Raw genomic sequence first — 12,112 nt, forward strand, 5'->3', positions numbered from 1 at the left:
CCCGGCGGCCGGTTGTGCGATCCGCGATCCGCGATCCGCGAGCCGCGAGCCGCGAGCCGCGAGCCGCGAGCCGCGAGCCGGCACCGCCACCGCCGAACCTCAGATCTCGACGTCACTCCCCATCGTGACGGTCCGGAGTGCAGGGAGCCCGAAGCGCGCAGCGGGATCCGCGGCGTTGTGGGCGAGCGCGATGAACAGCGAACGGCGCCACCTGACCATCTTCGTCGTCCGGGTGGTCCGGATCGCTCCGCGGGAGATGAAGTACGAGGCGTCATTGAAGTCGCGGGCGTGGAGCGGCAGCACTCCCGCGTAGCAGGCGGCTCGCAGCGCCCGCGGGAGGTCGGGCTTATCCGAGAAGCCGAAGCGGATCGTCAGATGCTCGATGCCGTCGTCGGTGTAGCCGAGCTCGTCGTACGAGAACGCCTCCATCCGCGGAACGTGCGGCACCTGGGCCGTGGTCACCGACACGATGATGACCGTCTCGTGCAGTACGTGGTTGTGGTCCACGTTGGCGCGCAGCGCGAGCGGGGTGCTGTCTTTGTTCGGATGCGGGAAGATCGCGATCCCCGGCACGCGCGGCAGGTTCTTCGTGCGCACATCCTCGATGAACTCGGCGAGCGAACCTTCCTTCTTCTTCCTGTCCTCCTGCACCAGGAGCCGTCCCCGGCGCCAGGTGGTCATGACGAGGATGACGGCGGCGGCGATCAGCAGGGGAACCCAGCCGCCGTTCACGATCTTCGAGAGGTTGCCCGCGAGGAACGCCAGCTCGAGGCCGCCGAAGACGATTGCTGCGGCCGCCATCTTCCACGGCCCCCATCCCCACAGCGGTCGGGCGACCAGCACCAGGAGGAGAGTGTCGACGACCAGCGCCCCTGTGACCGAGATCCCGTACGCGGTGGACAGCCGGTCGGAGGAGCCGAAGGAGAGCATAACGGCCATCACGCCGATGAAGAGCAGTGCGTTGATCGCGGGCATGTAGATCTGGCCGCCCTCGCGCTTGGAGGTCTGCCGCACGGTGAGCGGCGGCAGCAACCCGAGCTGCACGGCCTGCCTGGAGAGCGAGAACGCTCCGGAGATGACGGCCTGGCTGGCGATCACGGTCGCGGCCGTCGCCAGGATGACGACGGGCAGTCGTCCCCAGTCCGGGATCAGCAGGAAGAACGGGTTGGCCTTCGCTGCGGGATTATGCAGGATCAGCGCGGCCTGGCCGAGGTAGTTGATCGTGAGCGCGGGGAACACCAGGAAGAACCAGGCTCGGCGGATCGGCGAACGACCGAAGTGCCCCATGTCGGCGTACAGCGCCTCGGCGCCGGTGATCACCAGGACGACCGCGCCCAGCGCGATGAACGAGATCGATGGATGCGCGACGATGAAGACCACCGCGTAGGTCGGCGACAGCCCGAGCAGCACCGACGGGTACTGGATGACCATGCCGAGTCCGGCCGCGGCGAGCACGACGAACCAGAGCACCATGATCGGGCCGAACAGCACGCCGACCTTGCCCGTTCCGAATCGTTGCACGATGAACAGGCCGATCAGGATCACGGCCGCTATCGGAATCACGAGGTGCGAGATCGAGGGGATTGTGACGTGCAGACCTTCGACGGCCGACAGCACACTGATCGCGGGAGTGATGATCGAGTCGCCGTAGAACAGTGAGACGCCGACGATGCCGATAACGAGAAGGATCCCGGCCTTGCCTGCCTTCTTCTTGTACAGGCGTTGCGCCAGTGCGGCGAGCGCCATCACGCCGCCTTCGCCATCGTTGTCGGCGCGCATCAGGATGCCGAGGTACTTGATGGAGACGACGATCGTGATGCTCCAGAACATCAGCGAGATGACGCCGAAGACGTCGCTCTCGTTGGCGCGCACAGCGCCGCCGTCGAGGAGGAAGACCGTTTTCAGCGCGTAGAGCGGGCTGGTGCCGATGTCGCCGAAGACGACGCCCAGGGCGGCGATGGCGACGGCCACCAGCGGCCCCCGGCGGTGGCCGTGGCCACGGTCGGGAGAAGGTCGATTCGTGCGTCCTGCCTCGGCGCTACCCGGCCGAGGGGAGACTGACCGAGTCATTCGGCTCCACGACACCGTGAGCGACGAAACCAGCTACCTTGCATTTTCGTCACGTTACCCCTCCGCGGGCACCGGAGAACCCGACCCGCGCAAGTACACGGCGAGTTGGCGGGATCCGCAGACTGTCACCGCCCCAGCGGAACTTCGACGATGCTCACGCCCGCTGGCGGAGCGGACAGCGCCTGGTCGAGTTCGCCTTTCGTGCGGACCACCTGGTGCGCCCATCCATAGGCCTGCGCGAGCACTGCAAGCTCGACGCGTTGGGGCGTGTACAGCACGCGGTCGAACGCGCTGGCTGGCGCGCTCGTCGCCACCTCGAGGCCGTCGAAGATCGTGCCGCCGCCGTCGTTGCCGACGATCACCTGCAGGTGCGGGCGCCGCTCTCCCTCGCCGAACAGCAGCGACCCGACATCGTGCAGCATGGCGATGTCTCCGAGCAGCAGCCGGGTCACGCCGGTCGGCGCGCCGGCCGCTTCCGCCGCCGCCTGGCTCTCCAGCGCGATCCCGATGGCCGTCGCGATCGTCCCGTCGATCCCGGCGAGACCGCGGTTCGCGTGCACCCGAAGCTTCTTCCCCGGAACGATCCTGTCCGCATTCCGCACCAGTCGTGAAGCACCGAACAGCAGGCGGTCGTGCGGCCAGGTGTAACGCCACAGCGCCTCGGCGAGCAGCGGCCGCGTGATCGGGGCGCGGACGGCGGCCAGCTCGGCCTTGGCGAAGGCGAGCGCATCGGCCGGGTCGTAGGAACGAGCCTTGTCCACGTCCGGGGCCGTGGCTGCTGGGTCGGCGGCGCGCTCAGCGTCCTCGATCAGGCGGCGGCTGCCGAACACCCAACTGCCCACCCACGCGCGCACGTCTGGAGACCGCAGGTCGATGGATGCGGGCGGCAGCACCCCACCGACGATCCGCGCCCGATGCCCTGGGTTGTACGCCTGGGTGCCGCGGGGCGCGACGACGACGACCTCGACGTCCTCCCTGGTGAGCAGCACAGGCACTTCGCGGCTGAGCGTCGGGTGCCCGAAGACGACGGCGCGCTCGACGCGACCGCCGAAGTCCTCCTCGTGCAGCAGTTCCCGGTATGCGACGACCAGGTTCGGCCCGAACCGCGACCCGCTCGACACCTCAGCCAGCAACGGTGCTCCGGATGCGCGGGCGAACTCCTCAGCGTCCGGCCCGGCGTCCGCGCCCGCGATCACCACGGTGCGCGGCCCGTCCGAGAGTTCGATGGTCTCGCGCCCGAGCGCCTCCGGCCCCGCCGTGGCCGGTCGTTCGCCGGGTTCGATGCGAGCGAGTTCGGGGACGGCGACGGACAGCGGCTCGCGGAACGCGATGTTCAGGTGGACGGGACCCGGGTCGCCGGTGTCCGCGCCGACGGCCTCGCGCACGGCGGAGCGCGCGAGCGCAGCAGCGTCGTCCTGCTCGTCGGCTGCGCCGGTCGGTGCGGCGACGTCGCGCGTGAGGCGCACCGCGACGCCGTAGAGGCCGTCCTGGTGGGTGGTCTGGTTGGCGCGGATGCCGCGGAGCTCGTCCGGTCGGTCGGCGGTGAGGACGATCAGCGGGATGCCGGACTCGTGCGCTTCGAGCACGGCCGGGTGCAGGTTAGCGGTGGCTGTGCCGCTCGTGGTGATGACCACGGCGGGCGTTCCGCCTTCGCGAGCCAGGCCGAGCGCGAGGAAGCCGGACACGCGCTCGTCGATGCGCACGTGGAGGCGCGCGGAGCCGGAGCGTTCGAGTTCGGCTGCTACGAGCGCGAGCGCTTGGGAGCGCGAGCCGGGACTGACGATGAGGTCGCGCACGCCAGCGCGCACGAGCGCGGTGAGGAGTGCGATGGAGTAGTCGGTGGCGGGGTTTCCCGTGCGGGCGGGCTGTGCGGTGGGTTCACCCATCCCGGCGGCCGGTTTGGTCGTTGTCTGGTCCGTTGTCATCGAGTTCGGCGAGTTCCTTCTCCAGTTGCCGGATGCGCTCTTCCTGGTCATGGTCGACGCGGAGGCGCTTCAGGAATTCGGGGTCGTCGTCCGGTGCGACGGTGCGTCGGCCGATGCCGTTCTTGCGTCGACCGCGTCCGATGAGGAACCAGAGCACCCCGCCGATGACCGGGAACAGGATGATGACGAGAAGCCACACGGGCTTGGGAAGGCCGCGCACCCGGGAACGGTCGAAGAAGGCGCAGTCTGCCACGGAATAGATGTAGAAAACCGCGGCAGCGACGCCGAGGACTATCCAGAGGCGAACCATGTGTCAATCGTAACTCTCAGAGAGTGTCTCTAAGCTGGGAGGGTGAAACGCATTCCCTCCTGGGTCACTTATTCGGTGCTCCGCCTCCTGTTGTTCGCGATCCCGCTCGCGATTCTGCTGGTGCTGCGCATCGACTGGTGGATCGCGGTCATCGCGGCGGCACTCATCGGGCTCTGCCTTTCGTACATCTTCCTCAGCAAGCCGCGCAACGCCGTTTCCACGGACCTCTACGCCGCTCGCCACCGCGACAAGCCGGCCACGACCGTCGACGACGACGCCGAAGACGCGGTCGTCGACGCCGCCGAGCACCCGGAACGCACCGACAAGGCCTCCTGAGCCCGCAACTCCGAGCTCCGCTCCCCTGACGCCTTCCCCCTGACGCCTTCCCCCTGGCGCCTTCCCGCTGACGCCTTCCCGTGTCAGAACGCGTATGCGGCTCCCAGTGCCAGCGCGACCAGCAGCCCGGTGAAGCTGGTCAGTTGCAGCGCGGTGACCAGCTCGCGCGGCGTCTTGGCGAACAGCGTGATGACGCAGGCGGGCAGCGCTGCCAGCAGGGCGAACATCCCGAACCAGGCGAACGGGTAGAGCAGGGCGAGCACCGCCAGGATGACGAACGGCACCAGCAGCAGCACGCAGAAGACGATGCGGGATGCGACGTTGCCGAGCAGAACGGCGAGCGTCCGCTTGCCCGCCTGCTTGTCCGGCCCGATGTCGCGGATGTTGTTCACCATGAGAACCGCGCAGGCGATCAGTCCGGCGATGACGGCGCCGAACCACGCCTCCTGGTTCACGATGCCCGCCAGCATGTACGTGGTCCCGGCCGTGGCGACCAGCCCGAAGAACAGGAACACGAACACCTCGCCGAGCCCGAAGTATCCGTACGGCCGCTTGCCTCCCGTGTAGAACCAAGCCGCGACGATGGCAGCGGCTCCGACGATGAGCACCCACCAGTGCTGGGTGAGCAGCACGAGCGCCAGCCCGGCGACCGCGCCGAGCGCGAAGAAGACCAGCGCGACCGTGAGAACACGCCTGGGCGCCGCCTTGCCCGAGCCGGTCAGTCTGCTGGGCCCGACACGGAACTGGTCGGTTCCGCGGATGCCGTCGGAGTAGTCGTTCGCGTAGTTGACGCCGATCTGCAGGAACACCGCCACCGCGAGGCACAGCAGCGCACGCACGGGGTGCCAGATGCCTGCGCCGTCCGCCACCTTCGCCGCGCCGACACCGATGATGACCGGAGCGATCGCCAGCGGAAGGGTGCGCAGCCGGGCCCCGGCGATCCAGTCGGATGCGGTCGCCGGTTTGACCTTGACCTTCGCTGCCCCGGGACGTCCAGGCTTGCCGCCGTTGCGGCGCTGCGCCGGCGTCATCCGTTGCATTCGTGGCTTGTTCTGACTCATCACAGAGCGAATCGTAACAACAACGGCTATGCCGTTTCGTCCGCGGCGATCTGCCGCGCCGCCACCCGGTCCGGCTTGCCGCTGCTGAGGTGAGGGAGCGCATCCACCTGCACGATGGCCGCCGGGGCGGCGGCCCGCCCGACCTTCTCGGATACGCTGGCGCGCACCGCGGCGAGCGCGGTCGACGCTGCGACGCTGTTGCGTTCGACGACCACGACCGGCACCTGCCCCCACTCCGCATCGTCCACGGCGACCACGACCGCCCCGCCGAACCCGTCCAGCGCCCGCACCGCACCCTCGACGGCGTCGAGCAGCACCTTCTCTCCGCCGGAGGTGATGACATTGTCCGCGCGTCCGAGCACGGTCACCAGTCCTTCGTCGTCCACCCGCCCGAGGTCGCCGGTGCGATACCACCGCTGTCCGTCGGCCTCGTGGAACATCGCCGCTGTCCTCTCCTGGTCGCCCAGGTAGCCCTCCGCGAGCACAGGACCGGCGATCTCGAGCATCCCGTCGATCGCCCGCACGCTGGTCGTCCCGATCGGACGCCCGTCATACACGCACCCGCCCGCCGTCTCACTCGACCCATAGGTGCTCAGGATGCGCACCCCCGCCGCCAGCGCGCGCTCCCGCAGTTCCGAGGTCAGCGCCTGGCCGCCGACCAGGATTCCGTCGAACCTCTGCAGTGCGTCCCCCACCGATCTGTCGTCGGCTTCGTGCGCCGCCACCAGTCTCGCGAGCTGCACGGGCACCAGGGACACGAACCGTAGATCGTGCTGCAGCCGACCGGCCGCCTCCGCGAACCGCACAGGGTCGAAGTGTCCGTCGCCGTAGTACACCGGCTCCGTTCCTGCCGCGAGCGAGCGCACGAGCACTTGCGCACCGGCCACATAGTGGGCGGGCAACGCGAGCATCCACTGTCCCTGTCCGCCCATCGCCCCGGCCGATGCGGCAGCACTCGCGAGCAGAGCATCGGCCGACAGCGCCACACGCTTCGGCACCCCCGTCGATCCCGACGTCTCGATCACCAGCGCCACGTTCTGCGCCACCCGTTCATCCGCGCCCGGCCACGCGCCCACGCCGCCACCGCCGCCCTCGCGCGGCACGACGGCTGCTCCGCCACCGCCAAGCGCCTCATTCAGCGCTTCGTACACCTCCTCCGGACGCCCGGAGTCCACCACCCGCAGCGCCCGCGTCACCGCATCCTCCCCGCGGCCATCATCACCCGCACACCCGTCTGCACCAGAGCCCGCACCACGCCCCGCTCAGAACTGCCAGGGGAACGGCGACCAGTCCGGGTCCCGCTTCTCCAGGAACGAGTCGCGCCCCTCGACCGCCTCGTCCGTGCCGTACGCCAGCCGCGTCGCCTCCCCGGCGAACACCTGCTGCCCCACCAGCCCGTCATCCACCGCGTTGAACGCGAACTTCAGCATCCGAATGGCCGTCGGCGACTTGGTTAGGATCTCGTTGGCCCACTCCAGCGCCGTGCGCTCCAGCTCCGTGTGCGGCACGACCGCGTTCACCGCGCCCATCTCGTACGCGCGCTGCGCCGAGTACTCCCTTGCCAGGAAGAACACCTCCCGAGCGTTTTTCTGACCGATCTGCCTGGCGAAGTACGCGCTGCCGTACCCGGCGTCGAACGAGCCGACATCCGCGTCCGTCTGCTTGAATCGCCCGTGCTCCGCACTCGCGATGGTCAGGTCGCAGACCACGTGCAGCGAGTGGCCGCCGCCCGCCGCCCATCCGGGAACGACCGCGATGACGACCTTCGGCATGAACCGGATGAGCCGCTGCACCTCCAGGATGTGCAGTCGCCCGCTGCGCGCAGCGTCGATGCCGGACGCCGTCTCCCCCTCCGCATACTTGTACCCGTCGCGACCCCGGATGCGCTGGTCGCCTCCCGAGCAGAACGCCCACCCACCGTCTTTCGCACTTGGCCCGTTTCCCGTCAGCATCACGACGCCGATCCGCGGGTTGGTGCGTGCGTCCTCCAGCGCTGCATAGAGCTCGTCTACCGTGTGCGGCCGGAACGCGTTGCGCACCTCTGGCCTGTTGAACGCCACGCGTGCCACCCGCCCGGCGACGTCGTGATGGTACGTGATGTCGGTCAGCTCCTCGAAGCCGGCGACCTCGTTCCACGCGCTCTGGTCGAAGATCTCTGAGACTGCTTTTGCCATGCCCCCAGCCTACGGTTCACCGTCGCGGCGCGGATCGGCCGTGCAAGACTTGTGGAATGTTGCCCGAGCTCGCCGACCTGTTGAAAACTGCTCGTGTCGTCGCGCTGCCGATGACCTCGAAGTTCCGCGGAATCACCATCCGCGAAGCGGTGCTGTTCGAGGGTCAAGAGGGCTGGACCGAGTTCTCCCCCTTCGTCGAGTACGGGGACGCTGAGGCAGCCCACTGGCTGCACGCCGCCATCGACTTCGGCTGGCGCGCCACCCCTCCCGCGCTGCGCGATCGCATCCCGGTCAATGCGACCGTCCCAGCCGTCGCTGCCGACCAGGTTGCAGGGGTCCTCGACCGCTACCCCGGCGCGAGGACGGCCAAGGTCAAGGTCGCCGAGCCCGGCCAGACGCTCACGGACGACATCGCACGCGTTCGTGCCGTTCGCGACCACCTCGGCCCTGAGGGGCGCATCCGCATCGACGCGAACACCCTCTGGAACGTCGACGAGGCCGAGCACGCGATCCACGCGCTCGCCCCCTTCGACCTCGAGTACGTGGAGCAGCCGTGCGCCTCCGTCGAGGAGCTGGCCGAGATCCGTCGCCGAACCGCATACATGGATGTTCCGATCGCCGCAGACGAGAGCGTGCGAAAGGCCAGCGATCCTCTCGCCGTCGCTCGCGCGGGCGCCGCGGACGTTCTGGTCGTCAAGGCACAACCGCTCGGCGGCATCCACTCGGCGCTGCGCATCGTCGCGGAGGCCGGTCTGCCTGTCGTCGTCTCCAGCGCGATCGATACCTCCGTGGGCATCGCAATGGGCGCGCATCTCGCCGCCGCAATCCCCCAGCTCGAATTCGACTGCGGTCTCGGCACGGCCGCGATGTTCGTCGACGACGTCACCGACGAACCGCTCCGCCCGGTCGGCGGGAGCATCCCCGTGGTCCGCCCGACCGTCTCCGCTGCGCGTCTCGACGCTCTCGCGGCCGACGACGACCGTCGCGACTGGTGGCTCGACCGCGTCCGCCGCTGCTACCGCCTCGTCGAGAGGGCGACAGCGCTCTGACACCTCAGCTGTACAGCCGCTCCGGAACCTCGAGCCCGTAGATCGCGCGACCGGAACCCCAGATCGCTGCGCACGCAGCGCGCAGCAGGTTCAGCTCGTCATCGCCCTCGCTCTGGATGCGCACATCGTTGCCGTCGATCGACACGGATGCTTTCCCCACGGTGGCGGTGCGACCGTCTTTGCTGAACTCGGTCGCCGGGTACGGCTCGCTCAGCCCGCGCAGGTCGCCGAGGATGTACGTTGGTCGAGAGTTCGCATCCGCTGCGATCAACTGCTTGGCGCGATCGACCCCGGTCAGCACCAAGACCGAGTCGATTCCCGCGCGATTGGCGCCGAGGATGTCGGTGTCGAGCCGGTCGCCGATGAACAGGGCTTTCGACGCACCGAAGCGCGTGACCGCCTCCTCGAAGATCGCGACCTCCGGCTTGCCCGCCACGATCGGGAGCCGTCCCGCCGCGGTGTGCACGGCCGAGACCAGAGTGCCGTTGCCCGGGGCGATCCCGCGGGCGACGGGGATGGTCCAATCGGTGTTCGTGGCGACCCAGGGCCGCTCCTCGTCCGACCTGCCCTGCAGCGCGAACGCCGCTTCGGCGAGCTGCGTCCAACCGACCTCGGGCGCGAAGCCCTGGATCACGGCTGCCGGCTCGTCATCGGCTGATCGCGTCACCGCGAATCCGCCCTTCTGCACCTCGTCGACCAGGCCGTCGCCGCCGATGACCAGGATGGTCGCTCCGGCTGGCACGTGCTGTGCAAGCAGCCGCACGGCCGCCTGCGGCGAGGTCACCACATCCGCCGGCTGCACGTTCAGGCCGAGATCGGTGAGGTGCCCGGCAACGGATGCGTCAGTGCGGGATGCGTTGTTGGTGATGTAACCGACTCGCACGGTTTCGGCGACCCGGTTGAGGCTTTCCACCGCGTGCGGGATCGCATCGGGGCCCTTGTACACAACTCCGTCGAGATCGGCCAACACCAGATCGACTCCGTCGAGGGGGGTCACGGTCTTAGCGCTCCGGCGAAACATGGCCATCGGTCGTGTCGTCCTCCGCGTCGTCCTGGTCAGTGTCGTCAGCCGGCCCCGCGTCGCCGCCCTCGGCGGCAGGCTCGGCGCCGTCGAGTTCCACGTCGTCTTCGTCGGCAGGCTCGGCGACTTCGAGTTCCACATCGTCTTCGTCGGCAGGCTCGGCGACTTCGAGTTCCGCGTCGTCCTCGAGTTCAAGCACGATGTCCGCGTCCTCGTCCACGGAACCTGCGTCGCCGATCGCGATGCTGTCCTCGCCGTCGACGTCGAACTCGTACTCTTCCTCGATGACATCCACGGTCTCGTGCTCGTCCATCGACAGCGCGTCGCCGATCGCCTCTTCCGCCCGGGTGGCGCGCTCACGCCATACCTCGGAATCTTCGGCGCGCCCGAGTTCGCCGAGCACGTCGGCGTATGCGTGGAACAGGTCGGGGCTCCAGCTAAACGCCCTGTTCGGGTCGAGCTGGGGAATCTCGAGTTCGGCCAGCGCTGCTTCCGGCTGCTCGAGGTCGAGGCGGGCTCCGGACATCGCGATAGCGAGCGACACCTGCACATCGTTCGGCAGCGTGGACCTGTCGACGGAACGTCCGAGTTCGAGCGCCCGATCCGGACGCCCGACCCCGCGTTCACTGTCCACCATCAGCGGAAGCTGGTCGTTGGAACCGGAGATGCGCCGGTACGTGCGCAGTTCCCTCAGGGCCAGGGCGTAGTCACCCGTCGCGTATGCGGTGATGGCGAGCGTCTCGCGAACGACCGCGATGCGCCCCGCCCTCCGCGCTGCGGAGAGCGCGTGCGTGTGAGCCTGCTCCGGATCTTCCTCGATCAGCTGCGCGGCCATCACCAGGTGACGCGCCACCCAGTCGGCGTTGTCCTTGCTCAGTGTCTTCAGCTCAACGCGCGCACCCTTGTCGAGGTCGCGCGCCTGCACCGACTCGGGAATCTCCGGGTCGTCATGCCGCGGGCGAACCGACCGCAGCTCGCGCGCCATGCGCTCTTCTTCGGTGAGCTCCCGCTCGTAGTCCCTCGCGTCACGGTCGCCGCGTGCTGGTCGACCGTCCCTGGTCCACAGCTTGTCGCCGCGACCTCCGTCCCGTCCATCGCGACTGTCGCGACCATTGCCGCGTCCGCCGCCGTCCCGGTCGTAGCCACGGGATGCGCCCCCACGCCCACCAGAAGGAGCACCGCCCCGCTGCCCGTCCCGCGAACTCGCTCCACGGTATCCGTCGCGCGAACCACCCTCACGCGGAGCACCCTCGCGCGGAGCGCGGTCACCCCGATACCCATCGCGCGAACCACCAGTGCGGGGAGCGCCGGCACCGCTGTTGCCGCGGTAGCCCCCGGAACGCTCGCCGTCACGCGGCGCACGGTCACCGCGGTATCCGTCACGCGGAGCACCCTCACGCGGAGCGCGGTCACGGTCACGGTCACCCCGATACCCATCGCGCGAACCACCAGTGCGGGGAGCACCGGCACCACTGTTGCCGCGGTAGCCCCCGGAACGCTCGCCGTCACGCGGCGCGCCCCCACGGTTCCCGCCCTCGCGCGGAGCGCGGTCACCGCGGTATCCGTCGCGCGGAGCCCCGTCCCGCTGAGCACGGTCACCCTGATAGCCACCACGCGAACCACCCTCGCGCGGAGCGCGGTCACCCCGGTAACCGTCACGCGGGGCGCGGTCGCCGCGATAGCCATCACGCGAACCTGCATCCCTGCCACCGCGCTCAGCACCATTCGAGCCACCGTCACGACCGCGATATCCGTCACGCGGCGCCGAGTCTCGGTTGCCCCGATAGCCATCGCGCTGCGCTCCGTCGCGGGCCGCCCCATCGCGTGGAGAGCGGTCGCCACGGTATCCGCCAGAGCGCTCGCCGTTCCGGCCACCGTCGCGCGGTGCACGGTCGCCGCTGTATCCGCCGCCCGATCGCTGACCATCGCGCGAGCTGGAGCCACGGTAACCGTCCGCCCCTCCGCGGCCACCCTGGTTCGGGCGCCCGGTCCCATTGTCGGAGCGGCGCGGTCCGTCACCTCGCGAACCACCCGAGCGCGCACCGGATGCGCCGCCTCGATTGTCGGCGCTGCGCGCGTCTCGCTGGTCGTCTGCCGGTGTGTCGCTCACGACTTCTCCTGTTGGGTGGCGGGATCGTTGCCCAGCCTACGTCGTTGGTGGGGTTG

Annotated in this window: 11 protein-coding genes; 2 read left to right on the top strand and 9 right to left on the bottom strand. The window is 69.2% G+C overall.

Going from position 1 to position 12,112, the window contains the following annotated elements; genetic code table 11:
* Positions 1-99: 99 nt before the first annotated feature.
* The 3 genes from ACYVGI_RS19020 to ACYVGI_RS19030 all read right to left on the bottom strand — a co-directional run bounded on the left by ACYVGI_RS19020 (position 100) and on the right by ACYVGI_RS19030 (position 4,305).
* On the bottom strand, positions 100-1,971 hold the full coding sequence (locus ACYVGI_RS19020) for a potassium transporter Kup (protein WP_460634145.1): 1,872 nt from the start codon (positions 1,969-1,971) through the stop codon (positions 100-102).
* A gap of 224 nt (positions 1,972-2,195) precedes the next feature.
* The gene (gene menD / locus ACYVGI_RS19025) at positions 2,196-3,956 is read right to left on the bottom strand and encodes a 2-succinyl-5-enolpyruvyl-6-hydroxy-3-cyclohexene-1-carboxylic-acid synthase (protein ID WP_460634162.1); all 1,761 of its coding nucleotides are present in this window, start codon (positions 3,954-3,956) and stop codon (positions 2,196-2,198) included.
* Positions 3,949-4,305 (bottom strand): PLD nuclease N-terminal domain-containing protein, encoded by a 357-nt coding sequence (locus ACYVGI_RS19030; protein WP_055888961.1) that lies wholly within the window; start codon positions 4,303-4,305, stop codon positions 3,949-3,951. The genes menD and ACYVGI_RS19030 overlap by 8 nt, the downstream gene beginning before the upstream one ends.
* Before the next feature lie 42 nt (positions 4,306-4,347).
* On the opposite strand from ACYVGI_RS19030, the gene ACYVGI_RS19035 reads away from it, so the two are divergent.
* The gene (locus tag ACYVGI_RS19035; RefSeq protein ID WP_460634146.1) at positions 4,348-4,641 is read left to right on the top strand and encodes a DUF4229 domain-containing protein; all 294 of its coding nucleotides are present in this window, start codon (positions 4,348-4,350) and stop codon (positions 4,639-4,641) included.
* A gap of 83 nt (positions 4,642-4,724) precedes the next feature.
* On the opposite strand, the gene ACYVGI_RS19040 is transcribed toward ACYVGI_RS19035, so the two are convergent.
* The 3 genes from ACYVGI_RS19040 to ACYVGI_RS19050 form a co-directional block, all read right to left on the bottom strand.
* Entirely contained in the window at positions 4,725-5,702 is a 978-nt protein-coding gene (locus ACYVGI_RS19040; protein WP_460634147.1) for a 1,4-dihydroxy-2-naphthoate polyprenyltransferase, read from the bottom strand.
* A gap of 26 nt (positions 5,703-5,728) precedes the next feature.
* On the bottom strand, positions 5,729-6,898 hold the full coding sequence (locus ACYVGI_RS19045) for an AMP-binding protein (RefSeq protein WP_460634148.1): 1,170 nt from the start codon (positions 6,896-6,898) through the stop codon (positions 5,729-5,731).
* Between the two features lie 66 nt (positions 6,899-6,964).
* Positions 6,965-7,876, bottom strand: coding sequence for a 1,4-dihydroxy-2-naphthoyl-CoA synthase (locus tag ACYVGI_RS19050; RefSeq protein ID WP_460634149.1), 912 nt, complete (start codon positions 7,874-7,876; stop codon positions 6,965-6,967).
* Between the two features lie 56 nt (positions 7,877-7,932).
* On the opposite strand from ACYVGI_RS19050, the gene ACYVGI_RS19055 reads away from it, so the two are divergent.
* The gene (locus ACYVGI_RS19055; protein ID WP_460634150.1) at positions 7,933-8,925 is read left to right on the top strand and encodes an o-succinylbenzoate synthase; all 993 of its coding nucleotides are present in this window, start codon (positions 7,933-7,935) and stop codon (positions 8,923-8,925) included.
* Between the two features lie 4 nt (positions 8,926-8,929).
* Here the strand turns inward: ACYVGI_RS19055 and ACYVGI_RS19060 are convergent, their stop codons facing one another.
* The 3 genes from ACYVGI_RS19060 to ACYVGI_RS19070 are packed head-to-tail and all read right to left on the bottom strand — an operon-like array spanning position 8,930 to position 11,704.
* Entirely contained in the window at positions 8,930-9,952 is a 1,023-nt protein-coding gene (locus ACYVGI_RS19060; RefSeq protein WP_460634151.1) for an HAD-IIA family hydrolase, read from the bottom strand.
* The gene (locus ACYVGI_RS19065; protein ID WP_460634152.1) at positions 9,927-10,871 is read right to left on the bottom strand and encodes a hypothetical protein; all 945 of its coding nucleotides are present in this window, start codon (positions 10,869-10,871) and stop codon (positions 9,927-9,929) included. Before ACYVGI_RS19065 ends, ACYVGI_RS19060 begins: the two co-directional genes overlap by 26 nt.
* On the bottom strand, positions 10,829-11,704 hold the full coding sequence (locus tag ACYVGI_RS19070; RefSeq protein WP_460634153.1) for a hypothetical protein: 876 nt from the start codon (positions 11,702-11,704) through the stop codon (positions 10,829-10,831). The genes ACYVGI_RS19065 and ACYVGI_RS19070 overlap by 43 nt, the downstream gene beginning before the upstream one ends.
* Between the last annotated feature and the right edge of the window lie 408 nt (positions 11,705-12,112).

This window comes from Leifsonia lichenia (genome assembly GCF_054780215.1).

Coding starts and splice junctions, on each gene's coding strand:
- menD (WP_460634162.1), bottom strand. CDS start 3,956: ATGGGTGAACCCACCGCACAGCCCGCCCGCACGGGAAACCCCGCCACC.
- ACYVGI_RS19030 (WP_055888961.1), bottom strand. CDS start 4,305: ATGGTTCGCCTCTGGATAGTCCTCGGCGTCGCTGCCGCGGTTTTCTAC.
- ACYVGI_RS19050 (WP_460634149.1), bottom strand. CDS start 7,876: ATGGCAAAAGCAGTCTCAGAGATCTTCGACCAGAGCGCGTGGAACGAG.
- ACYVGI_RS19060 (WP_460634151.1), bottom strand. CDS start 9,952: ATGGCCATGTTTCGCCGGAGCGCTAAGACCGTGACCCCCCTCGACGGA.
- ACYVGI_RS19055 (WP_460634150.1), top strand. CDS start 7,933: ATGTTGCCCGAGCTCGCCGACCTGTTGAAAACTGCTCGTGTCGTCGCG.
- ACYVGI_RS19040 (WP_460634147.1), bottom strand. CDS start 5,702: ATGAGTCAGAACAAGCCACGAATGCAACGGATGACGCCGGCGCAGCGC.